The 20,531-nt window shown below is 61.3% G+C and carries 22 protein-coding genes; 11 read left to right on the forward strand and 11 right to left on the reverse strand.

Annotation, left to right across the window (positions count from 1 at the left end; all coding sequences use genetic code 11):
* Nucleotides 1-6: 6 nt before the first annotated feature.
* The gene (locus P3C29_RS06125; protein ID WP_010168612.1) at nucleotides 7-210 is read right to left on the reverse strand and encodes a twin transmembrane helix small protein; all 204 of its coding nucleotides are present in this window, start codon (nucleotides 208-210) and stop codon (nucleotides 7-9) included.
* An 84-nt stretch (nucleotides 211-294) separates the two neighbouring features.
* On the opposite strand from P3C29_RS06125, the gene P3C29_RS06130 reads away from it, so the two are divergent.
* The 6 genes from P3C29_RS06130 (at nucleotide 295) to P3C29_RS06155 (ending at nucleotide 5,166) form a co-directional block, all read left to right on the forward strand.
* Nucleotides 295-1,038 carry an SURF1 family protein gene (locus P3C29_RS06130; protein ID WP_275964093.1) on the forward strand — a complete coding sequence of 248 codons (744 nt, stop codon included), beginning with the start codon at nucleotides 295-297 and terminating at the stop codon, nucleotides 1,036-1,038.
* Complete coding sequence (locus tag P3C29_RS06135; RefSeq protein WP_275964094.1) at nucleotides 1,004-1,603, forward strand: hypothetical protein; 600 nt, start codon at nucleotides 1,004-1,006, stop codon at nucleotides 1,601-1,603. Before P3C29_RS06130 ends, P3C29_RS06135 begins: the two co-directional genes overlap by 35 nt.
* Nucleotides 1,604-1,613: 10 nt before the next feature.
* A complete protein-coding gene (locus P3C29_RS06140) occupies nucleotides 1,614-2,693 on the forward strand; it encodes a COX15/CtaA family protein (RefSeq protein ID WP_088426066.1) in 1,080 nt (359 codons plus the stop codon).
* Nucleotides 2,681-3,580, forward strand: coding sequence for a heme o synthase (gene cyoE / locus P3C29_RS06145; RefSeq protein ID WP_169386723.1), 900 nt, complete (start codon nucleotides 2,681-2,683; stop codon nucleotides 3,578-3,580). The genes P3C29_RS06140 and cyoE overlap by 13 nt, the downstream gene beginning before the upstream one ends.
* A complete protein-coding gene (locus tag P3C29_RS06150; protein ID WP_275964095.1) occupies nucleotides 3,577-4,212 on the forward strand; it encodes an SCO family protein in 636 nt (211 codons plus the stop codon). The genes cyoE and P3C29_RS06150 overlap by 4 nt, the downstream gene beginning before the upstream one ends.
* A 492-nt stretch (nucleotides 4,213-4,704) precedes the next feature.
* The gene (locus P3C29_RS06155; protein WP_275964096.1) at nucleotides 4,705-5,166 is read left to right on the forward strand and encodes a Bro-N domain-containing protein; all 462 of its coding nucleotides are present in this window, start codon (nucleotides 4,705-4,707) and stop codon (nucleotides 5,164-5,166) included.
* A 138-nt stretch (nucleotides 5,167-5,304) separates the two neighbouring features.
* On the opposite strand, the gene P3C29_RS06160 is transcribed toward P3C29_RS06155, so the two are convergent.
* The 3 genes from P3C29_RS06160 to P3C29_RS06170 are packed head-to-tail and all read right to left on the reverse strand — an operon-like array spanning nucleotide 5,305 to nucleotide 7,811.
* Nucleotides 5,305-6,078, reverse strand: coding sequence for a MetQ/NlpA family ABC transporter substrate-binding protein (locus tag P3C29_RS06160; RefSeq protein WP_177043559.1), 774 nt, complete (start codon nucleotides 6,076-6,078; stop codon nucleotides 5,305-5,307).
* A gap of 51 nt (nucleotides 6,079-6,129) precedes the next feature.
* On the reverse strand, nucleotides 6,130-6,804 hold the full coding sequence (locus P3C29_RS06165) for a methionine ABC transporter permease (protein WP_010168623.1): 675 nt from the start codon (nucleotides 6,802-6,804) through the stop codon (nucleotides 6,130-6,132).
* Nucleotides 6,804-7,811 (reverse strand): methionine ABC transporter ATP-binding protein, encoded by a 1,008-nt coding sequence (locus P3C29_RS06170; protein WP_010168624.1) that lies wholly within the window; start codon nucleotides 7,809-7,811, stop codon nucleotides 6,804-6,806. The genes P3C29_RS06165 and P3C29_RS06170 overlap by 1 nt, the downstream gene beginning before the upstream one ends.
* Nucleotides 7,812-8,079: 268 nt before the next feature.
* Here P3C29_RS06170 and katE point away from each other — a divergent pair, with 268 nt between their 5' ends.
* The gene (gene katE, locus P3C29_RS06175; protein ID WP_275964098.1) at nucleotides 8,080-10,221 is read left to right on the forward strand and encodes a catalase HPII; all 2,142 of its coding nucleotides are present in this window, start codon (nucleotides 8,080-8,082) and stop codon (nucleotides 10,219-10,221) included.
* 100 nt (nucleotides 10,222-10,321) lie between these two features.
* Here katE and P3C29_RS06180 read toward each other — a convergent pair whose 3' ends face one another.
* The 4 genes from P3C29_RS06180 to P3C29_RS06195 are packed head-to-tail and all read right to left on the reverse strand — an operon-like array spanning nucleotide 10,322 to nucleotide 13,139.
* Entirely contained in the window at nucleotides 10,322-11,041 is a 720-nt protein-coding gene (locus P3C29_RS06180; protein WP_169386720.1) for a PA5502 family lipoprotein, read from the reverse strand.
* A 37-nt stretch (nucleotides 11,042-11,078) separates the two neighbouring features.
* Nucleotides 11,079-11,867 carry a zinc ABC transporter permease subunit ZnuB gene (gene znuB / locus P3C29_RS06185; protein ID WP_010168631.1) on the reverse strand — a complete coding sequence of 263 codons (789 nt, stop codon included), beginning with the start codon at nucleotides 11,865-11,867 and terminating at the stop codon, nucleotides 11,079-11,081.
* Nucleotides 11,860-12,645 (reverse strand): zinc ABC transporter ATP-binding protein ZnuC, encoded by a 786-nt coding sequence (gene znuC, locus P3C29_RS06190; RefSeq protein WP_010168633.1) that lies wholly within the window; start codon nucleotides 12,643-12,645, stop codon nucleotides 11,860-11,862. The genes znuB and znuC overlap by 8 nt, the downstream gene beginning before the upstream one ends.
* Nucleotides 12,645-13,139, reverse strand: a complete 495-nt coding sequence (locus tag P3C29_RS06195) for a Fur family transcriptional regulator (RefSeq protein ID WP_173406108.1) — start codon at nucleotides 13,137-13,139, stop codon at nucleotides 12,645-12,647. The genes znuC and P3C29_RS06195 overlap by 1 nt, the downstream gene beginning before the upstream one ends.
* 46 nt (nucleotides 13,140-13,185) lie before the next feature.
* Between P3C29_RS06195 and P3C29_RS06200 the strand changes: the two genes are divergently transcribed.
* Nucleotides 13,186-14,115 (forward strand): zinc ABC transporter substrate-binding protein, encoded by a 930-nt coding sequence (locus P3C29_RS06200; protein ID WP_275964100.1) that lies wholly within the window; start codon nucleotides 13,186-13,188, stop codon nucleotides 14,113-14,115.
* Nucleotides 14,116-14,172: 57 nt separating this feature from the next.
* Here the strand turns inward: P3C29_RS06200 and P3C29_RS06205 are convergent, their stop codons facing one another.
* On the reverse strand, nucleotides 14,173-15,126 hold the full coding sequence (locus P3C29_RS06205) for a homoserine kinase (protein ID WP_201125807.1): 954 nt from the start codon (nucleotides 15,124-15,126) through the stop codon (nucleotides 14,173-14,175).
* Between the two features lie 56 nt (nucleotides 15,127-15,182).
* On the reverse strand, nucleotides 15,183-15,473 hold the full coding sequence (locus P3C29_RS06210) for a DUF2782 domain-containing protein (RefSeq protein ID WP_010168640.1): 291 nt from the start codon (nucleotides 15,471-15,473) through the stop codon (nucleotides 15,183-15,185).
* Between the two features lie 74 nt (nucleotides 15,474-15,547).
* Here P3C29_RS06210 and polA point away from each other — a divergent pair, with 74 nt between their 5' ends.
* The gene (gene polA / locus P3C29_RS06215; protein WP_275964101.1) at nucleotides 15,548-18,340 is read left to right on the forward strand and encodes a DNA polymerase I; all 2,793 of its coding nucleotides are present in this window, start codon (nucleotides 15,548-15,550) and stop codon (nucleotides 18,338-18,340) included.
* 266 nt (nucleotides 18,341-18,606) lie between these two features.
* Here the strand turns inward: polA and yihA are convergent, their stop codons facing one another.
* The gene (yihA, locus tag P3C29_RS06220; RefSeq protein ID WP_010168644.1) at nucleotides 18,607-19,248 is read right to left on the reverse strand and encodes a ribosome biogenesis GTP-binding protein YihA/YsxC; all 642 of its coding nucleotides are present in this window, start codon (nucleotides 19,246-19,248) and stop codon (nucleotides 18,607-18,609) included.
* A 192-nt stretch (nucleotides 19,249-19,440) separates the two neighbouring features.
* Between yihA and P3C29_RS06225 the strand changes: the two genes are divergently transcribed.
* Together P3C29_RS06225 and P3C29_RS06230 are read left to right on the forward strand one after the other, a co-directional pair.
* A complete protein-coding gene (locus P3C29_RS06225) occupies nucleotides 19,441-19,743 on the forward strand; it encodes a c-type cytochrome (RefSeq protein WP_010168645.1) in 303 nt (100 codons plus the stop codon).
* Between the two features lie 33 nt (nucleotides 19,744-19,776).
* Entirely contained in the window at nucleotides 19,777-20,382 is a 606-nt protein-coding gene (locus P3C29_RS06230; protein ID WP_010168648.1) for a cytochrome c4, read from the forward strand.
* Nucleotides 20,383-20,531: the final 149 nt, after the last annotated feature.

Raw genomic sequence — 20,531 nt, forward strand, 5'->3', positions numbered from 1 at the left:
GGTGTTTCACCAAGGCGCATGAGACACCAGCTGGCCGCTGAAGAACCCCCAGGTGATCAACCCCAGGGTGATCACGGCCAGCACCACACGCACGGTCAAGGCAGTGACGAGGCGGTTGGAGTTGCCCTCGTCCTTGACCAGAAAGAACAAGCCACTGAACAGGCTCACGACGGTAGCAATCAGCATCAGGGCAATGGCTGCTTTGAGCATGGTGGGCTCCGGGGCTCTTTTTTGGAGGGGGCGAGCAATGAGATTCAGTATAGCCAGCGCAGCACCGACCTCTGCGGCAATGCCATGAAACCCTTTCGCCCCGGTATCGCGCCGACGCTGGTGGTGCTTGTGCTGCTGCCACTGTTGGTGTCCCTCGGATTTTGGCAGCTGTCGCGCGGCCATGAAAAACAGGCGTTGCTGGAAACCTACGCCGAGCGTCGCGCCGCCGAGCCCATGAGCAGTACGCAACTGCAGGCCACCGAAGACCCGGCCTTCCGCCGCGTGCACTTGCGCGGGCAGTTCGACGCCGAGCACAGCGTATTGCTGGACAACCGCTTTCGGGACGGCAAGGTCGGTGTCGAGTTGCTGCAACCGTTCCATGATCAGGCCAGCGGCCAGTGGCTGCTGCTCAACCGCGGCTGGCTGCCCTGGCCGGACCGGCGCACGCCGCCCGTGTTCACTACCCCCGAACAACCGCTGAATGTCGACGCCTGGGTCTATGTGGCCCCGGGCGAGACCTTCCAGCTGCATGCCGATCCGGCGGGCGCAAAGTGGCCGCGATTGCTGACTGCACTGCATCCCGAAGCGTTGTGGGCCGAGTTGGATCGCAGCGGATTCGCCTATGAAGTGCGGGCTGAAGCGGGCCCGGCCACCTACGACACCAACTGGCCCGTGGTCGCCATGGGCCCGGAAAAACACCTGGGCTATGCCGTGCAGTGGTTCGCCATGGCGGTGGCGCTGTTCGGTCTTTACCTCTACCTCGGATGGCACAACACAAAAAAGGAGAAGCGCCATGGGAGCGGCCATGAATCCACTCAACATGTCTGACGCGCCGGCAGCGCCCAACCGGCGCAAGGGGCGCTGGCAACTGATCCTGATCCTGCTGATGGTGGTCGGCCCAATGGTGCTCGCCACCTTCATGTACAAGTTGCAGTTCTGGGTGCCGGACAACCGCAGCTACCACGGCGAGATGATCGGCAATGGCCAGACCCGTGCCGACATTGGCGTGCAGGCCGACGAAGACCGCTGGCAACTGCTGGTCACCGCGCCCACTGCCTGCGCAGCTGACTGCCAGCAACTGGTGTACCTGGCGCGCCAGCTGCAAATCGGCCTGGGCCGTGATGCTTCCCGCGCCAGCCACGCCCTGGCCAGCGCGCAGCCGGTGAGCACCGCCTACGACGCCAGGCTCAAGGCCGAATATCCGCAACTGCAGCGCTACTCCCTGGACCTCTCGACCTTCAACAAAGACGCCGCCGCTCAAGGCAGCGGCGATGCCCAGCTGTGGATCGTCGATCCCCACGGCAACCTGGTGCTGCGCTACGACGCCCGGGTCAAGGGCAAGGACCTGCTCAACGACCTGCGCCTGCTGCTGAAACTGTCGAACATCGGATAAGGACACCGTCATGGCCAAACCTGGATTTCGCCTCGCGTTGTTTGCCACCTTGCTGGCGCTGATCGTAGTGCTGCTGGGTGCCTATACCCGCCTGACCCACGCGGGCCTCGGTTGCCCGGATTGGCCGGGGTGCTACGGCTTTATCAGCGTGCCGAAGAGCGAAGCCCAGTTGGCCCATGCCGAACTGCATTACCCGGACGCGCCGGTAGAGGCGGACAAGGGCTGGAACGAGATGACTCACCGTTACTTCGCCGGCACCCTCGGGCTGTTGATCGTATTGCTGGCGGCCCGCGCCTGGACCCATCGTCATCATCCGGGGCAGCCGTTGAAACTGCCGTTGTTCCTGTTGGCGGTGGTGTTTGCCCAGGCGGCGTTCGGGATGTGGACGGTGACGCTGAAGCTCTGGCCGCAGGTGGTCACCGGGCATTTATTGGGCGGGTTTGCGACGTTGAGCCTGCTGTTCTTGCTGACACTGCGCCTGTCCGGCGTGTTGCCGGCGCTGATCGTGCCCAGGCGTTTGCAGTACTGGGCCACGGCCGGGCTGGTGCTGGTGATCGGCCAGATTGCCCTGGGTGGATGGGTCAGCTCCAACTACGCGGCGGTGGCCTGTATCGACCTGCCGACCTGTCACGGCCAATGGTGGCCGGCGGCAGATTTCGCCAATGGTTTCCACTTGACCCAGCATATAGGCCCTAATTACCTCGGCGGCCAACTGGACAGTGACGCGCGTACGGCAATTCACCTGACCCACCGGATTGGCGCGCTGCTGGTCACCGTCGTGCTGCTGGGCCTGGCCTGGCAGCTCAAGGTGGTCGGTATGACCCGCCTGGCTGGCCTGTTGCTGATCGCCCTGGCGGCGCAAATCTGCCTGGGGCTGAGCAACGTGTATTTCCACCTGCCGCTGCCGGTGGCGGTCGCCCATAACGCCGGCGGTGCGGCGTTGCTGCTGACGCTGGTGCTGGTCAATTACCACGCCCGTACCAGCCTGGTCCGGGTGCGGCATCAGTTGCCGTTCGGCTGGCGCTTCAGCCCGCGTAAACACGTGTCGGGCCTCATAACAATAAAAGGAGAGATGCCATGGCGACCTTGATCGGCGAGCGTCACAGCCAGGCGATCTGGCGTGACTACCTGGAGCTGACCAAGCCAAAAGTAGTGGTGCTGATGCTTATCACCTCGCTGGTGGGCATGTTCCTCGCCACCCGCGCCGGGGTGCCGTGGCCGGTGCTGATTTTCGGCAATCTGGGCATTGCCCTGTGTGCCGGTGGTGCGGCGGCGGTCAACCATGTGGTGGACCGGCGCATCGATGCGCTGATGGCGCGCACCCATAAACGCCCGCTGGCGGAAGGGCGCGTATCGCCTGTGGCGGCGCTTGTTTTCGCGCTGGTGCTGGCGGTGGCCGGGCTGGCTCTGCTGCTGGCGTTTACCAACCCACTGGCCGCGTGGCTGACCCTGGCTTCGCTGTTGGGCTACGCCGTGATCTACACCGGCTTCCTCAAGCGTGCCACGCCGCAGAACATCGTCATCGGTGGCCTTGCCGGCGCCGCGCCGCCGTTGCTGGGTTGGGTCGCCGTTACTGGCCACGTCAGTGCCGAGCCGTTGCTGCTGGTGCTGATCATCTTCGCCTGGACACCTCCGCACTTCTGGGCCCTGGCGATTCACCGCAAGGAGGAATACGCCAAGGCCGACATCCCGATGCTGCCCGTGACCCACGGCGAGCACTACACCAAGGTGCATATCCTGCTCTACACCTTCGCCCTGCTGGCGGTCAGCCTGATGCCCTATGTCATCCACATGAGCGGCGTGCTGTACCTGGTGTGTGCGCTGGTTCTGGGCGGGCGCTTTCTGCAATGGGCCTGGGTGCTGTACCGTGGCAGTCGGCCGCACGCGGCGATCAACACCTTCAAGTACTCTATTGGGTACCTGTTCATGCTGTTTATCGCCCTGCTCGTAGACCATTACCTATTGTTGAACCTATGACTCGAACTCAAAAAACTGTCTTCATTCTGGTGGCCATCGTCGCGTTGATCATGGGCCTGACCGTCAACAAAGTACTGAGCGGCAAAGGCCAGGGCGACCCGACGGCCTTGATCGACGCGGGCATCATCCTGCTGCCGCAAAGCCGCCAGCTGCCGCCCGTGACCATGACCAACCAGGACGGCCAGCCGGTGGTGGTCAATGAGCTGAAGGGCAAATGGAGCCTGTTGTTCTTCGGCTACACCTTCTGCCCGGACATCTGCCCGACCACCCTCGCCCAGTTGCGCCAGATCAAGAGCGAACTGCCTAAAGACGTTGTGGATAAGTTGCAGGTGATTTTGGTCAGCGTTGACCCGAATCGTGATACGCCGGCGCAGCTTAAACAGTACCTGGGCTACTTCGATCCGCAGTTCGAAGGGCTGACCGGCGCGAATGTGGACGATGTGCAGAAGGTTTCGAACGCGCTGAGCATTCCGTTTATTCCGGCGGACACCAGCAAGCCCAACTACACCGTCGACCACAGCGGCAACCTGGCGCTGATCGGACCGGATGGGACGCAGCGCGGGTTTATTCGTGCGCCATTGAACAACCAGAAGCTGGTGGCGCAGTTCCCGGGGTTGTTGCAGCGTAAGTAAGCCTGTCACTTGTCGTGCTGGCACCATGGCGCAACTGTGGGAGCTGGCTTACTGTGGTGAGGGGGCTTGTCCCCCGTCGGATTCACCACAGATCGATGGGGCTGCTTCGCAGCCCAGCGCGGGGCAAGCCCGCTCACCACAGTAAGCCCGCTCCACATTGGTTATGTGCACGGCATTAAAGTTATGTCGTCGGACTTTTCCCGCAACGTGTAGCGGTCGGCGCGAACTTGTTTGGCGTGCGTCGACTGACTAGTCTTTGCCCTGTCGCTGCAAATTCAGTGACAGGGTGTGGAAGCCCTTATATCGTTAGGCGCACAAAGCGCCACCTAGAGTCAGGCGCTTTTTATCGTCTGTGTTTTATGGTGGTTGTGCGCGGGGCGCTTTCGAGCGCGCCGGGTGCCTAACGTCCCGGTCTTCCACACCTGCGTACAGCCGCCACCCATTACGTGGAAGTAATGCTTGGCGGCCCCTCAATACGTTAGGAGCCAGATCATGAAAGTACTCACCCCCGACCCGCCCTGCACCCCCGAAGTATTCACCCGCCATCACCAGCAACTGCACGCCATCCTCATCGATGCCCAAGCCTGGTTCAGCGCCCGCGACATTGGCCATCTGATGGGCCTGCATCTCAATGAAGCCTTGCTGCGCAAGCTCGATCCTGACCAACAACAAACACTGACCGCGACCACCCACCGCCGGGCTGCGCCGACGTTGATGCTCAGCGAATCCGGGGTTTACGCGATGTTGATCTATCACTACTGCCCCGAAAACCGCGCCCTGCGCCAATGGCTGACTCACGAAGTGGTGCCCGCCCTGCGCGACAAACAGCAGGCAAGCGAAAGCCCGGCCCTGAGTTGGTTGGCCTGGTCGACGGTGAGTTTGAGTGTGCTGCGGTGGCGCAATGAGCCGTGGATCCGGCTGCGCGATATGCCCAAGGTGTTGCCGGGCGTGTAGCGCTTAAAAGTGTGGGAGCTGGCTTGCCTGCGATACAGGCGGCGCGGTGTTACTGATACACCGCAGCGATGCCATCGCAGGCAAGCCAGCTCCCACATTTGATCTCCAGTGTTTGGGAGATCGGATTTCAGCTCTGGATCAGAACGCCGGCAGGATCGCGCCTTTGTACTTCTCGAGAATGAACGCTTTCACTTCCGGGGTGTGCAGGGCTGCAACCAGCTTCTTCACTGCATCCGAGTCCTTGTTGTCTTCGCGGGTCACCAGGATGTTCACGTAAGGCGAGTCATTGCCTTCGATCACCAGGGCGTCCTTGGACGGATCCAGCTTGGCTTCCAGCGCGTAGTTGGTGTTGATCAGCGCCAGGTCGACCTGGGTCAGCACGCGCGGCAGGGTGGCAGCTTCCAGTTCGCGGAATTTCAGGTTTTTCGGGTTACCGGTGATGTCCTTGATGGTCGACAGGATGTTGGTCGGGTCCTTCAGGGTGATCAGGTTGTGCTTGGCCAGCAGCAACAGCGCACGGCCACCGTTGGTGGCGTCGTTCGGGATCACGACGTTGGCGCCGCTTGGCAGCTCTTCCAGCTTTTTGTACTTGCTGGAGTAAGCGCCCAGAGGCTCAAGGTGCACAGCGCCAACGCTCACCAGGTGAGTGCCCTTGGCTTTGTTGAATTCATCCAGGTACGGCTGGTGCTGGAAGAAGTTGGCGTCCAGGCGCTTTTCGGCCACCTGTACGTTTGGCTGAACGTAGTCGGTGAAGACTTTCACTTGCAGGTCCACGCCTTCTTTGGCCAGTGCCGGCTTCACGAATTCGAGGATTTCAGCGTGAGGCACCGGGGACGCAGCCACGGTCAGGGTTTCGGCGGCGTGGGCGGAAAACGCGGCAACGGCGGCGAAAGCAACCAGTAGTTTTTTCATTCAACAAGCTCCTTGTTCGGGTATTGGCCGGCTTCGCGCCGGCAATAGCCGTTATTTTCGAGAAAAGTGCACCACCAGCTTGTCGCCGACGGTTTGCAGAATTTGCACCAGGATCAACAGCAGCACCACGGTGACCACCATCACGTCGGTCTGGAAGCGTTGATAACCGAAACGGATCGCCAGGTCACCCAGGCCACCGGCACCGACCACACCGGCCATGGCCGTGTAGGACACCAGTGTAATCGCCGTCACCGTAATCGCCGCGAAGATGCCGGGGCGGGCTTCGGGCAACAAGGCGTTGGTGATGATCTGCCGGGTCGTGGCGCCCATGGCCTGGGTCGCTTCGATAATCCCGCGGTCCACTTCACGCAACGCGGTTTCCACCAGGCGCGCAAAGAACGGCGTGGCGCCTACCACCAGCGGCGGAATGGCACCGGCCACCCCCAGCGAGGTGCCGGTGATCAGCACCGTGAACGGAATCATCACGATCAACAGAATGATGAATGGCAGCGAACGCAGGATGTTCACGATCAGCGACAGCAAGGCGTACAGGTTCTTCTGTTCAAACAACTGGCGCGGGCTGCACAGGAACAGCAACACGCCCAGCGGCAAGCCCAGCAGCACGGTGAACAGCAGCGAGCCGAACAGCATGGTCATGGTGTCGCCGGTGGCCAGCAGGATTTCCGACCAGTCGATGTTCGAGAAAAAGCTCAACAGGATTTCCATTAGCGCAGCACCTCCATATGGACGTCTGCCGCGGTGAAGGCGGCGAACGCGGCCTCCATGTCACCACCGGTGACGGCCAGGGTCAGTTGCCCGTAGGGAATGTCTTTGATGCGGTCGATACGACCGGCGAGGATGCTGTAGTCCACACCCGTGTCGCGGGCGACGGTACCCAGCAGCGGCGCGTAGGTCGCTTCGCCCTGGAACGTCAGGCGCACGATGCGGCCCGGGACGTGGGCGAAGTCATCGCGCTGCTCGCCTTCGTCAACCTGCTCGGACTCTTGCACGAAACGCTTGGTGGTCGGGTGCTTGGGGTGCAGGAACACGTCGGCGACGGTGCCTTGCTCGACGATCACACCGGCGTCCATCACGGCCACGTGGTCGCAGACTCGGCGGATCACGTCCATTTCATGGGTGATCAGCACGATGGTCAGCTTCAACTCGCGGTTGATCTCGGCCAGCAGTTGCAGGACCGAGGCCGTGGTTTGCGGGTCGAGGGCGCTGGTGGCTTCGTCGCACAGCAGGATCTTTGGCTTGGTAGCCAGGGCGCGGGCGATGCCGACGCGCTGCTTCTGGCCGCCGGACAACTGCGCCGGGTATTTCCTGGCGTGGTCAGACAGGCCGACCCGGGCCAGCAGTTCGGCCACCCGCAGGTCGATTTCCTTGCGGGAAAGTTCGCCGGCGAGGGTCAGCGGCAGTGCCACGTTGTCAGCGACGGTCTTGGACGCCAGCAGGTTGAAGTGCTGGAAGATCATCCCGACCTGTTGCCGGAAACGGCGCAGGCCGTTGGCATCCAGGGCGGTGACTTCTTCGTCATCGACCTTGATCTGGCCGCCGCTGGGCTGCTCCAGGCGGTTGATCAGACGCAGCAGGGTACTTTTTCCCGCACCGGAATGGCCGATCAGACCAAACACCTGGCCATTTTCGACGCGCAGGTTGGTGGGATGCAGCGCGGGGATATCCTTACCGGCGACCCGGTAGGTTTTATGGACGTTATGAAACTCGATCACGTAGCGAACCTTGTGGGGCGCATTAAAAAGGGATCAGCGGTTAGCCGGGCGCGCATTTTAGCCTGTCCGTATAGTGTTTCTTAGCATTTATTTCTCATCTGACCAGCGATTTGGCAATAACGCGATCAAAGGTCATAAAAAAGGAACGGTCCAAAACCGTGTCAGTCACTACTTAAGCAACTCGAAATTCCCGGGTGCCGTGCCTGGGGTTTTGCTCAAGAAGAGCCGGGGATCGCTCTGGCCAACGCAAACGAGGAGTTTTTGTCTGATGAGCACTAAAAAGCCAGTCACCCCGCCCAAGAGCGAACTTGCGGGTACCGACACGCTGGACCGTGGCAACACCAACGCCAAGCTGCAAAGCCTGGAAACATTCCGCTCCGACGCGACCGGCCAGGCGCTGCGCACCAACCAGGGCGTGAAGGTTTCCGATAACCAGAACAGCTTGAAGGTCGGCTCCCGTGGCCCCTCGCTGCTGGAAGACTTCATCATGCGTGAGAAAATCACGCACTTTGACCATGAGCGCATCCCGGAACGCATCGTCCATGCCCGCGGTACCGGCGCCCATGGTTATTTCCAGACCTATGAAAACCATTCGGCGCTGACCAAGGCCGGCTTCCTGCGTAACCCTGAGCATAAAACCCCGGTATTTGCGCGGTTCTCCACGGTGCAGGGCCCTCGCGGTTCCGGCGATACCGTGCGTGACGTGCGTGGTTTTGCCGTGAAGTTCTTCACCGACGAAGGCAACTTCGACCTGGTGGGCAACAACATGCCGGTATTTTTCATTCAGGACGCGATCAAGTTTCCTGACTTCGTGCATGCGGTAAAACCTGAGCCCCACAACGAGATTCCTACCGGCGGCTCGGCTCACGATACGTTCTGGGATTTTGTCTCGCTGCAGCCAGAGTCGGCGCACATGGTGATTTGGGCCATGTCTGACCGCGCGATTCCAAAAAGCCTGCGGACCATGCAGGGTTTTGGCGTGCATACCTTCCGCCTGGTGAATGCCGAGGGCAAATCCAACTTCGTCAAATTTCACTGGCGGCCTACCGTCGGCACCTGTTCCCTGGTGTGGGACGAGGCGCAGAAGCTTGCAGGTAAAGACACCGACTTCCACCGTCGCGACCTGTGGGAATCCATCGAAGGCGGCGATTACCCGGAATGGGAATTGGGTGTGCAGATCATTGCCGAGGAAGACGAGCACAAGTTCGACTTCGACATCCTCGACCCGACCAAGCTGATCCCCGAAGAGCTGGTACCGATTACGCCGCTGGGCAAGATGGTGCTCAACCGCAACCCGGACAACTACTTCGCCGAGACCGAGCAAGTGGCGTTCTGCCCAGGGCATATCGTACCGGGCATCGACTTCTCCAATGACCCGCTGCTGCAAGGTCGGCTGTTTTCCTACACCGACACGCAGATCAGCCGACTGGGCGGGCCGAACTTTCACGAGCTGCCGATCAACCGTCCGGTAGCGCCGTTCCACAACGGCCAGCGGGATGCCATGCACCGCACCACCATCGACAAGGGCCGCGCGGCATACGAGCCGAATTCGATTGATGGTGGCTGGCCGAAAGAGACCCCGCCTGCGGCGCAGGACGGTGGTTTTGAGACCTATCCAGAGCGTATCGATGCCCACAAGATCCGTGAGCGCAGCGAGTCGTTCGGCGATCACTTCTCCCAAGCGCGGCTGTTTTTCCGCAGCATGAGCAAGCACGAGCAGGAGCACATCATCGCCGCCTACAGCTTCGAGCTGGGCAAGGTGGAGCGTGAGTTTATCCGCGCTCGCCAGGTGAATGAGATCCTCGCCAACATCGACCTGGAGCTGGCCAAGCGCGTGGCGCAGAACCTGGGCTTGCCGGCGCCGAAGAAGGGCACCGTGCCGGAGCGCAAGACGTCTCCGGAACGTTCGCCAGCCTTGAGCCAGGCCAACTTGCTGTCGGGTGATATCAAGACTCGGAAAGTAGCGATTCTGGCGGCGAACGGTGTTGATGGTGCTGCGATTGATGCGTTGAAAAAGGCCCTTGAGGCTGCGGGAGCACATGCGAAGCTGCTGGGGCCTACGTCGGCACCGGTGACCACGGCGGATGGCAAGAGCCTGCCGGTGGATGCGTCCATGGAAGGCTTGCCGTCGGTGGCGTTCGACGCGGTGTTTGTGCCGGGCGGCGCGAAGTCGGTGCAGGCGTTGAGCGGTGATGGTGTGGCGTTGCATTACCTGCTTGAAGCGTACAAGCACCTGAAGGCGATCGCCTTGGCCGGTGAGGCGAAGCAGTTGCTGGATGTGCTGAAGCTTGAGGCGGATGCGGGGTTGATTGTGGGCGGTGATGCGAAGGCGTTGAAGGCGTTCTTTGCCGCGATTGCCCAGCATCGGGTCTGGGAGCGGGAGCCGAAGGCCAAAGCTGTTCCGGCTTAAGCTATTGGTTGTTTGTTAGGCCGCTATCGCCGGCAAGCCAGCTCCCACATTTTGAATTGTGAATACATTCAAGTGTGGGAGCTGGCTTGCCGGCGATGCTTTATTCAGCCTTGCGCGGAATCAGCACAACCTGCGCCGGGACCTTCTTCAGAATCTGCCGGTGAATCTTCAGGTCATACCCCGAATCGATGCGTTTTACCCGTTTGGTCAGCAACGTGGCCAGCCATGGGTAATCTTCCGTGCGCGGCGCCTGGATGCTCACATCACACTGGTAATTCACCACATCGGTGGCGATCTCATCCAGTTGGTGGCGCAGCGCTTCAATATCGGTGAGGTTCAGCGCAACTGTTGTGCTTTCAGCTGCGGGGTCGATGACCCTGGCGGGAGGCTTGGCTTCGGCGGCCTTCAGGGCGGCCTCGGCTTTATCCAGCTCGGCTTTGCGGGCGTGGGCGATTGCACTGTTGACGCCACCGGTCAGCGCTGGCGCCTTGGGCATCAGTGCCCGTGCACGGCTCAGGGCCGTGGCGGCAGCGTTGACGTCACCTTTTTGCAGCACGATCTGGCTGCGCTGCAGGTAGGCTTCGGCCAGTTGGCGCTGATAAGGCTCCAGCGCGGGGTCGTTGGGCGACTGGGCCTGCAACGCGGCCAGTTCGTCTTCGGCGGTGGCCAGTTCACTGCTGGCGAGGTTTTGCTCCAGCTGTGCGATCGCCGCAGCGCGCGCGTCCGGGGCCTCAGGGGCGGCGGGCGGGGTGCTTTGGCAGGCGCCCAGCAGCAAGGAAAATGCGGCAAGGAGCAGATAACGGGAGTTGAACAACTTCATTCCTGCGACTCTCTAATTGCGCAAAAAGCGAGCAAGTCTACACCCCACGACGGGGCAGGACAAAACTCAGCAGAAACAGGGCGGCCGCCGTGACCACAATCGACGGCCCGGCCGGGGTGTCCTTGAACCAGGACAGCGCCAGGCCACCACACACCGCAAGCATCCCCAACAGGCTGGCGCCGACCGCCATTTGCTCCGGTGATCGGGCGTGGCGCTGGGCCGCAGCGGCCGGGATGATCAGCAGCGATGTGATCAACAATACGCCGACAATCTTCATCGCGACAGCAATCACCACGGCGATCAGCAACATCAGGGTCATGCGCAACGCGGCCACGGGCAAACCTTCGACGGTGGCCAGTTCTTCGTGGACGGTGATTGCCAGCAGCGGGCGCCACAGCGTTACCAGCAACACCAGCACCGCCGCGCTGCCGCCTAGGATCCAGGCCAGGTCGGTGGGGCTGATCGCCAGCAGGTCGCCGAACAGATAGGCCATCAGGTCGATGCGCACTTCGTGCATGAAGCTCAGCACGACCAGGCCCAGCGACAACGTGCTCGGCGCCAGGATGCCGAGCAATGTATCGGAGGCCAGCGGCTGGCGCTGTTGCAGGGTCACCAGCAGCACCGCCAGCAGCAGGCAGCCGACGGTTACGGCGATGGTCGGGCTGACGTCCAGCAGAAAGCCCATGGCCACGCCCAGCAGCGCGGCGTGGGACAAGGTGTCGCCAAAATAGGCCATGCGCCGCCAGACCACGAACGAGCCCAGTGGGCCCGCCACCAGCGCCAAAGCCAAGCCTGCCAGCAGGGCGTAGAGCAGAAAATCAGCCATGCTTGCAGCTATCTCCGTGAACGTGGGTGTGAGGTGTGGCGGGGTCGTCCACGACGGCGCCATGCAAGTCATGGGCGTGGTCGTGATGGTGGTGATAAATCGCCAGGCTCTGGGCGTTCTTGCCGAACAGCTCGACGAAAGCCGGGTCGCCGCTGACCTGTTCCGGGTGGCCGGAGCAGCACACGTGGCGATTGAGGCACACTACCTGGTCGGTGGTGCTCATCACCAGGTGCAAGTCGTGGGAGACCATCAGCACGCCGCAGCCGTGGCGGTCCCGCAGGCGGGTGATCAGGCTGTACAGCTCGGCTTGTCCTGCTACGTCGACGCCTTGCACGGGTTCATCCAGCACCAGCAATTCCGGCTCGCGCAACAAGGCGCGGGCCAGCAGCACGCGCTGCATTTCGCCGCCGGAGATGCTTTGCACCGGGCTGTCGATCACCTGTTCGGCGCCGACTTCCTTCAGGGCTGACTGTGCGCGGGCACGGTCTACACCGGGCACCAGGCGCAGGAAGCGCAGCACCGACAGGGGCAACGTTGGGTCCACGTGCAGCTTTTGCGGCATATACCCGACACGCAGCTTGGGCTTGCGCCACACGCTGCCGCTGTCGGGCTTGAGCAGGCCGAGTACGGCGCGCACCAGGGTGGTCTTGCCGGCGCCGTTGGGGCCGATCAGCGTGACGATCTGCCCCGGCTCGACGCTCAGGGCGATGTTGTCCAGCACGTTTTGCCCGGCGAACGTGACCCCGACCTGCTCCAGGCGGATTAACGCAGTGCTCATCAAGCCCCCTGGCAGCCCGAGCACACACCGACGACTTCGACGGTTTGCCCTTCGACCTTGAAGCCGACGTCGCCGGCGCTCTTGATGATGCTGTCGCTGATGCTTTTTTGCTCAAGCTCGATGGCGGCATGGCATTCGCGGCAAATCAGGAACTGGCCCTGGTGCGCGTGTTCCGGGTGGTTGCAGCCGACAAAGGCGTTGAGCGAGGAGATGCGGTGCACCAGGCCGTTGTCCAGCAGGAAGTCCAGCGCGCGGTACACCGTGGGTGGGGCGGCGCGGCGGCCATCTTGCTCGCTGAGCACGCCGAGGATGTCGTAGGCACCCAGCGGCTTGTGGCTTTGCCACACCAGCTCCAGCACCCGGCGACGCAGGGCGGTCAGGCGCAGGCCTTGGCGCGCGCACAAGGCGTCGGCCTCTGACAGTGCGCTGTGCACGCAGTGAGAGTGGTCATGGGGACGGCTGGCAAGCGGTGTTTTAGGCATGAGCGGCGACAGATATTTGTGAGAGACGTTATTATGTTACCTGTTCCTGCCTCCTTGAGTGGTCATCGTGTCCAGACTTTTTCCCGTTTTTGTCGTATTCGTCACCAGTTTGTTCCTTGCCGGTGCCGCTCAGGCGGAGGTTCGGGTGCTGACCAGCATCAAACCGTTACAGCTGATTGCCGCCGCCGTGCAGGACGGCGTGGCGATTCCCGAGGTATTGCTGCCGCCGGGCGCGTCGCCGCATAACTATGCTCTGCGGCCTTCCGACGTACGGCGCGTGCAGTCGGTGGACCTGCTGTATTGGATTGGCCCGGACATGGAGAGCTTTCTGCCACGAGTGTTGAAAGGCCGCAGCTTGCCGACGGTGGCGGTGCAGGACCTTCCGGGGATGAAACTGCGCCGGTTCGCCGAAGATAGCCACTCCCACGCCGAAGAGGCTGACGAACACGATCACGATCATCGCCCTGGCAGCCTGGATGCGCATTTGTGGTTGTCGACGGTCAACGCCCGGGTGATCGCCAACCGCATGGCGGCAGACCTCAGCACTGCCGACCCGGCGAATGCCGAGCGTTATCAAAGCAACGTGAAGGCGTTTGATGGCCGCATGGACGCGCTGGATGCGCGTTTGAAGGCGCGCATGGCGGATGTCGCCGGCAAGCCGTACTTCGTGTTCCATGAGGCGTTCGATTACTTCGAAGATGCCTATGGCCTCAAGCACACCGGCGTATTCAGCGTGGCCGCAGAAGTACAGCCGGGCGCCCAGCATGTGGCGGCGATGCGCACGCGTTTGCAGGAAGTGGGCAAGACCTGCGTGTTCAGCGAGCCACCGCTGCGCCCGCGTCTGGCGGAAACGCTGGTAGCCGGTCTGCCGGTGGAGCTGGCGGAACTGGATGCGTTGGGCGGCTATACGCCGGCCACGGCTCAGGGTTATGAGCAGGTGCTGGAGAAGCTGGGGAATGACCTGGCAGGGTGCCTGGAGTCTTTATAAGCCACAACGAAGATCAAATGTGGGAGCAGGCAAGCCAGCTCCCACACTGACCGTGTGCTACAACGCGAACGGCAGCGGCGTCTTGACCTGCTGGCGTTGCGCCAGGCGCACTTGAAACTCTCGCGGGTCGTGAATCAGCACGTCCTGCCCGGCAAACGATTCCGCGGCAATCAGGCGTGACAGCCAGAACCGCACGCACGCCACGCGCAACATGGCCGGCCACAGCTCCGCTTCCTTGGCGGTAAACGGTCGCAAGCCCGCATACGCTCCCAACAATGCCCGTGCCCGCTGGCCGTCGATCACGCCGTCGGCGTCCGAGCACCAGTCATTCAGGGCAATCGCCACGTCGTACAGCATCGGCCCCGAGCAGGCGTTGTAGAAATCGATCAGCCCGGTCAGGTGCGTGCCTTCGAACATCGCGTTGTCGCGAAACAGGTCGGCGTGGATATTCGCCCGGGGCAGCGCGAGGATCTCTGCCTTATGCGCCTCGATCTCGTCCAGCGCGGCTTGCAGCAGGCCTTGTTGTTCGGCGTCGAGGTGCGAAATCAGTTGCGCGCCTTCGCTGAGCATCCAGTCCAGCCCGCGATCGGTCTTGCGTTCCAGCACCTTCTCGCCTTGGGTGGCCAGGTGCAGGTGGCCGAGCAATTCGCCCACTTGCACGCAATGCTGGGCGTTGGCGTCCTTGATGTGCTTGCCCGCCAGGCGCGGCTGCAGGAGCGCCGGTTTGCCGGCCAACTCGCGCAAGGCCACGCCATCGGTGGTGCGCAGAGCGTAAGGCACCGGCAGGTCGGCGTCGTGGAGTACGTCCAGCAGCTCGATGAAGAACGGCATTTCCTGCACGGGGCCGCGTTCAACCAGGGTCAGGACGAATTCGCCCTGTTCCAGGCTGATGAAAAAATTGGTGTTTTCACTACCAGCGGCAATCCCCTGGAAATCAAGCAGGCGGCCGAGCCCGTAAGGGGCAAGAAAGGTTTCCAGCTCGGGCCGAGCCAGGGGGGTGAACACAGACATGGTTAAAACTGCCGTTACGGGCGCTGCGGGGAGCAGCGCCGATTAAAGTTAAGAAATCATTTCCATTCGAAGATCTTCCATGACGGGATCAGCATATCCGGCTGGTCAGAGCGGATGAAGTTCGCATCGGTTCCGTCCGCGCGCACCAGGAAATACGGCGGAAAGCCTTTCTGGGTCACCTTGATCGCGTACAGGAAACCATTTTGGCGGTATTCCTGAATGGTCTTGTCGCCCTCCGTGCGAATGGTGACTTCCGGGTCGCCCGAAGGGGCAGTATCTGCCGCCATGGCTGCCATCGGAGTAAGTGCAATCAAGCCGGTCAACAACAGGCGATTTACTGTACGCATGATAACCTTGTCCCTTTGTCGTCATTGGTCCGGCTATTCTAGCGCCTGACCCGCCGAAAAGGTTGATCCTGCTCATGAGCCAAGCCCCCCTCGTCCTGGTGGACGGTTCTTCTTACCTGTACCGCGCCTTTCACGCGCTGCCCCCGCTCACCACCTCCAAAGGCCTGCCCACCGGCGCGGTCAAGGGCGTGCTGAACATGCTCAAAAGCCTGCGCAAGCAGTACCCGAACAGCCCGTTCGCGGTGGTGTTCGACGCCAAGGGCGGGACATTTCGCGATGAGTTGTACGCCGAATACAAGGCCAACCGCGCGAGCATGCCGGATGACATGCGCGTGCAGATCGAGCCGCTGCACCAAAGCGTGATCGCCCTGGGTTTCCCGCTGCTGTGCGTCGAAGGCGTTGAAGCGGACGACGTGATCGGCACCCTGGCCCGCAGCAGCGCGGCCGCCGACCGGCCGGTGGTGATTTCCACCGGTGACAAGGACATGGCGCAGTTGGTGGACGGGCACATTACCTTGGTCAACACCATGACCGGTAGCGCCATGGACGTTGAGGGCGTGAAGGAGAAATTCGGTGTCGCTCCCGAGCAGATCATCGATTATCTGGCGCTGATGGGCGATTCGTCCGACAACATCCCGGGGGTGCCGGGCATTGGTCCAAAAACGGCTTCCGGCTTGCTGGTAGGCGTCAACGGCGGTTTGAAGGAGCTCTACGAGCAGCTCGATATCGTGCCGACCCTGCCGATTCGTGGCGCCAAGACCCTGGTCGCCAAGCTCGAAGAGCACAAGGAAAGTGCATTCCTTTCCTACCAGTTGGCGACGATCAAGATCGACGTGCCGCTGGATGTGGGCCTGGACGATTTGCACCTGATCGAGCCGGATCGCGAGAAGCTTCTGGAGCTGTACACGCTGCTGGAGTTCAAGAGTTGGATTGACGAGATTCAGCGTGACGCCAAGCGAGTCGAGTTGAGTGCGGCGCCCTCGGCCGCTGTCACTGAGGAGGCTGTTGAGACGGTCGCCCCGGTTTCTGTGGAGCCGGTGTACGAAACCATCCTTACCCAGGCTCAATTCGATGCCTGGCTGAAGAGGCTCAACGACGCCCAGCTGTTCGCCTTTGATACCGAAACCACCGGTGTCGATGCCCAGCAAGCCCAGTTGGTGGGTGTGTCCTTTGCCGTAAAAGCCCACGAAGCAGCCTACATTCCGCTGACCCATTCCTACATCGGAGCGCCGGAACAGCTGGATCGGGACACCGTGCTGCTGGCCCTGAAGCCGTTGCTCGAAGACCCGGAAAAACTCAAGGTCGGCCAGCACGCCAAGTTCGACATGAACATCCTGGCCAACTGCGCCATCGGTGGCGACCCGGCACATGGCATCACCGTGCGCGGCATCGCCTTCGACACCATGCTTGAGTCCTACGTGCTGAACTCCGTGGCGACCCGCCACGACATGGACAGCCTGGCGAAGAAGTACCTGGATTACGACACCGTCAGCTTCCAGGACATTGCCGGCAAGGGCGCCAAGCAGCTGACCTTTGATCAGATTGCCCTGGAGCAGGCCGGGCCTTACGCGGCGGAAGATGCCGATGTAACCCTGCGCCTGCATCAGGAACTGCATAAACAGCTTGCGGCTATCCCTAGCCTCGCCAGCGTAGTGTCTGACATCGAAATGCCGTTGGTGCCGGTCCTGGCGCGCATTGAGCGCCAGGGTGCCCTGGTGGATGCGGCCTTACTGGGCATCCAGAGTATCGAGCTGGGCAACAAGATGGTGGACCTCGAGCGCCAGGCGTACGAAATCGCAGGCGAGGAGTTCAACCTGGGTTCGCCCAAGCAGTTGGGGGCGATCCTCTACGAGAAGCTCGGGCTGCCCGTGCTGAAGAAGACCGGCAAGGGCCAGGCTTCGACGGCCGAGGAAGTCTTGGCCAAGTTGGCCGAAGACGACTATCCGTTGCCGAAAGTGCTGATGCAGTACCGCAGCATGAGCAAGTTGAAAAGTACGTACACCGACCGCCTGCCGGAACAGATCAACCCGCGTACCGGGCGCGTTCACACGTCCTATCACCAGGCCGTCGCGGCGACCGGGCGTCTGTCTTCCAGCGATCCGAACCTGCAGAACATTCCGGTGCGTACCGCTGAAGGCCGTCGGATTCGCCAGGCATTTGTCGCGCCCAAGGGCTACAAGCTGCTGGCGGCGGACTATTCGCAGATCGAACTGCGCATCATGGCGCATTTGTCCAAGGACGAAGGCTTGCTGAACGCATTCCGCGACGACCTCGACGTGCACACCGCGACGGCGGCCGAGGTGTTCAAGGTTGAACTGGCTGAGGTCACGTCCAATCAGCGTCGCAGCGCCAAGGCGATCAACTTTGGCCTGATCTACGGCATGGGGGCCCAGAAGCTGGGCAAGGACATCGGCGTCGACACCAAGACCGCCAAGGCTTACATCGACGTCTACTTCGCCCGTTACCCGGGGGTTCGCGAGTACATGGACCGCACCCGTGCCCAGGCAGCTGACCAGGGTTACGTGGAAACCCTCTTCGGACGCCGCCTGTACTTGCCGGATATCAACTCCAACAAGCCTCAGGAGCGCGCTGGCGCCGAGCGTACGGCGATCAACGCGCCGATGCAGGGCACCGCAGCCGATATCATCAAGAAGGCGATGGTGAAGGTCGACAACTGGCTGACGGACTCTGGCCTGGACGCCAAGGTTATCCTTCAGGTGCACGATGAATTGGTGCTGGAGGTGCGTGAGGACCTGGTGGCTGAAGTCAGCGCGAAGATTCGTGAGCACATGAGCGAGGCGGCGAAGCTGGATGTGCCGCTGGTGGTGGACGTCGGCGTGGGCAACAACTGGGACGAGGCGCACTAAGCGCAGGGCTTGGGCCGCGGCATCATGCCGCGGCCGCGCTTTAGATCGGAAAGCGCGGCGAGTTATTTCCAATAGTTTTTGGAGCGTGCCGGAACTTAACCCGTGAATTGCTACTCAGAGTTACTGAATGGGTGGTGAAGCCCTTCAATGCTCCTATGTTGTGTTAAGTGTTGGCAGATATCTGGACCCCGCCCTAGCGGTCCGGAACTTGGACCCCGAACTTCCCCTCCCCATACGAAGTCCGGGGTTTTTTTTGCCCCGAGTTTTTACTCGGCGACCTCCGAACCCTTGTCAGCCAGTTCCATCCAGCCTGCCAGAACAGTGTAGGCGTCTTCCAGACCCAGGCGTTTTGGCGCCGAAAACAGCTGGATGGTCACCGCATCGCCCCAACCTTTACGGATTTCGGCCTGCACTTTGAGCAGGGTGTTTTTCGCTGCGCCGTAGGTGAGTTTGTCGGCCTTGGTCAGCAGGATGTGCATCGGCATGCCGCTGGCGACGGCCCAGTCGAGCATCAACAGGTCGAAGTCGGTCATTGGATGACGGATGTCCATCATCAGAATCAAACCCTTCAAACTCTCCCGGCCACCCAGATAGGCTTCCAGGTGACGCTGCCAGTGCAGCTTCAGCGGGATAGGTACTTTTGCGTAACCGTAGCCCGGAAGGTCGACCAGACGCCGATCATCGTCTAGCTTGAAGAAGTTGAGGAGTTGTGTGCGCCCCGGGGTTTTCGAGGTGCGAGCCAGGCTGGCGTGGGTCAGGGTGTTCAGCGCGCTGGATTTACCAGCGTTGGAACGGCCGGCGAATGCGACTTCGAAGCCTTCGTCATCGGGGCATTGGTCGACTTTGGCGGCGCTGAGCATGAAGGTGGACTGTTGGCACAGGCCGAGGATGGGATTCTTGAGTTGCATGAGTTTTCCGATGTGGGCGGTGCCGGGAATGGGTGCGGCAAGCGGTGTCGTTTCCGTTTCAGTAGCGCCAGTATATAATGCCGCAGATTTTGTGTGTGCTTTGTCCCAGCGAAGGATGAAGTTCACGGGAGCGATAGACCTTTATTGCGCATTAGAACGCAAAACGCTCTCAAACCCTGAAAAGGTCGATGTATGACCAAGTGGCTGCTGGCTTTCGGTGTCTTGATGCCACTTTACAGTGCGCAGGCTACACAGGATCCGGAGGCTGTGTACAACCGCGTTTGCGGGGCCTGCCATGCCGGACAGTTGCCCAACGCCCCGAAACGGGGTGACCAGGCAGCCTGGAAGCCAAGATTGGCTCAAGGTATGGACACGCTGGTGCAACACGTGACCCAGGGTTTCAAGGCGATGCCGCCGCGTGGTTTGTGCATGGACTGCAGTACCGAGGATTACCAGGCCGTCATTCAGTTGATGGTGAGTAAACCCGGTCCATAACTCTTTAACCCTTAGCCGTAGTTGGATTAGCTGATGAACAAACTGATCGTGAGTCTGCTGTTGACCTTGGGCATCACCGGTGTTGCCCATGCCGCAGGCGACGCCACTGCCGGCCAGGCGAAAGCCGCCGTATGTGGTGCTTGCCATGGACCGGACGGTAATAGCCCGGCGCCAAACTTTCCAAAACTGGCCGGCCAGGGTGAGCGTTACCTGACCAAGCAGATGCACGACATCAAGGACGGCAAGCGTACGGTCCTGGAAATGACCGGCTTGTTGACCAACCTCAGCGATCAGGACCTGGCAGACATCGCGGCGTATTTTGCCAGCCAAAAGGGCAGCGTGGGGGCTGCTGATCCGAAACTGGTGGCCCACGGTGAAGAACTGTTCCGTGGCGGCAACCTGGAAAAAGGCATGCCTTCGTGCATCGGTTGCCACTCGCCTAACGGCGCAGGCCTCGCGGCTGCTGGCTTCCCGCACTTGAGCGGCCAGCATGCCCAGTACATCGGCAAACAGCTGACCGACTTCCGCGAAGGTAATCGTACCAACGACGGCGATACCAAAATCATGCAGAGCATCGCCGGGAAACTCAGCAACAAGGACATCGAAGCCGTGTCCCAATACATCCAGGGCCTGCACTAAGCGCCCCGGCTACGTTAACGCTCGATTAATCCGTCGATGCAAGCATAAAAAGGGTGGCCTAGGCCGCCCTTTTTTGTGGCCGGTGCCGTTACACTAACGAACTCATGTCCGCGTAGACCTGTCACAACAAAGGTCGCGTGAGGCGACTT

The organism is Pseudomonas sp. 1912-s, from assembly GCF_029269205.1.
Lineage (GTDB): Bacteria > Pseudomonadota > Gammaproteobacteria > Pseudomonadales > Pseudomonadaceae > Aquipseudomonas.

What these genes read in the sequence shown, in the direction of transcription:
- P3C29_RS06125 (WP_010168612.1), bottom strand. Translation starts at nt 210, where the DNA reads ATGCTCAAAGCAGCCATTGCCCTGATGCTGATTGCTACCGTCGTGAGC.
- P3C29_RS06130 (WP_275964093.1), top strand. Translation starts at nt 295, where the DNA reads ATGAAACCCTTTCGCCCCGGTATCGCGCCGACGCTGGTGGTGCTTGTG.
- P3C29_RS06135 (WP_275964094.1), top strand. Translation starts at nt 1,004, where the DNA reads ATGGGAGCGGCCATGAATCCACTCAACATGTCTGACGCGCCGGCAGCG.
- P3C29_RS06140 (WP_088426066.1), top strand. Translation starts at nt 1,614, where the DNA reads ATGGCCAAACCTGGATTTCGCCTCGCGTTGTTTGCCACCTTGCTGGCG.
- cyoE (WP_169386723.1), top strand. Translation starts at nt 2,681, where the DNA reads ATGGCGACCTTGATCGGCGAGCGTCACAGCCAGGCGATCTGGCGTGAC.
- P3C29_RS06150 (WP_275964095.1), top strand. Translation starts at nt 3,577, where the DNA reads ATGACTCGAACTCAAAAAACTGTCTTCATTCTGGTGGCCATCGTCGCG.
- P3C29_RS06155 (WP_275964096.1), top strand. Translation starts at nt 4,705, where the DNA reads ATGAAAGTACTCACCCCCGACCCGCCCTGCACCCCCGAAGTATTCACC.
- P3C29_RS06160 (WP_177043559.1), bottom strand. Translation starts at nt 6,078, where the DNA reads ATGAAAAAACTACTGGTTGCTTTCGCCGCCGTTGCCGCGTTTTCCGCC.
- P3C29_RS06165 (WP_010168623.1), bottom strand. Translation starts at nt 6,804, where the DNA reads ATGGAAATCCTGTTGAGCTTTTTCTCGAACATCGACTGGTCGGAAATC.
- katE (WP_275964098.1), top strand. Translation starts at nt 8,080, where the DNA reads ATGAGCACTAAAAAGCCAGTCACCCCGCCCAAGAGCGAACTTGCGGGT.
- P3C29_RS06180 (WP_169386720.1), bottom strand. Translation starts at nt 11,041, where the DNA reads ATGAAGTTGTTCAACTCCCGTTATCTGCTCCTTGCCGCATTTTCCTTG.
- znuB (WP_010168631.1), bottom strand. Translation starts at nt 11,867, where the DNA reads ATGGCTGATTTTCTGCTCTACGCCCTGCTGGCAGGCTTGGCTTTGGCG.
- znuC (WP_010168633.1), bottom strand. Translation starts at nt 12,645, where the DNA reads ATGAGCACTGCGTTAATCCGCCTGGAGCAGGTCGGGGTCACGTTCGCC.
- P3C29_RS06205 (WP_201125807.1), bottom strand. Translation starts at nt 15,126, where the DNA reads ATGTCTGTGTTCACCCCCCTGGCTCGGCCCGAGCTGGAAACCTTTCTT.
- P3C29_RS06210 (WP_010168640.1), bottom strand. Translation starts at nt 15,473, where the DNA reads ATGCGTACAGTAAATCGCCTGTTGTTGACCGGCTTGATTGCACTTACT.
- polA (WP_275964101.1), top strand. Translation starts at nt 15,548, where the DNA reads ATGAGCCAAGCCCCCCTCGTCCTGGTGGACGGTTCTTCTTACCTGTAC.
- yihA (WP_010168644.1), bottom strand. Translation starts at nt 19,248, where the DNA reads ATGCAACTCAAGAATCCCATCCTCGGCCTGTGCCAACAGTCCACCTTC.
- P3C29_RS06225 (WP_010168645.1), top strand. Translation starts at nt 19,441, where the DNA reads ATGACCAAGTGGCTGCTGGCTTTCGGTGTCTTGATGCCACTTTACAGT.
- P3C29_RS06230 (WP_010168648.1), top strand. Translation starts at nt 19,777, where the DNA reads ATGAACAAACTGATCGTGAGTCTGCTGTTGACCTTGGGCATCACCGGT.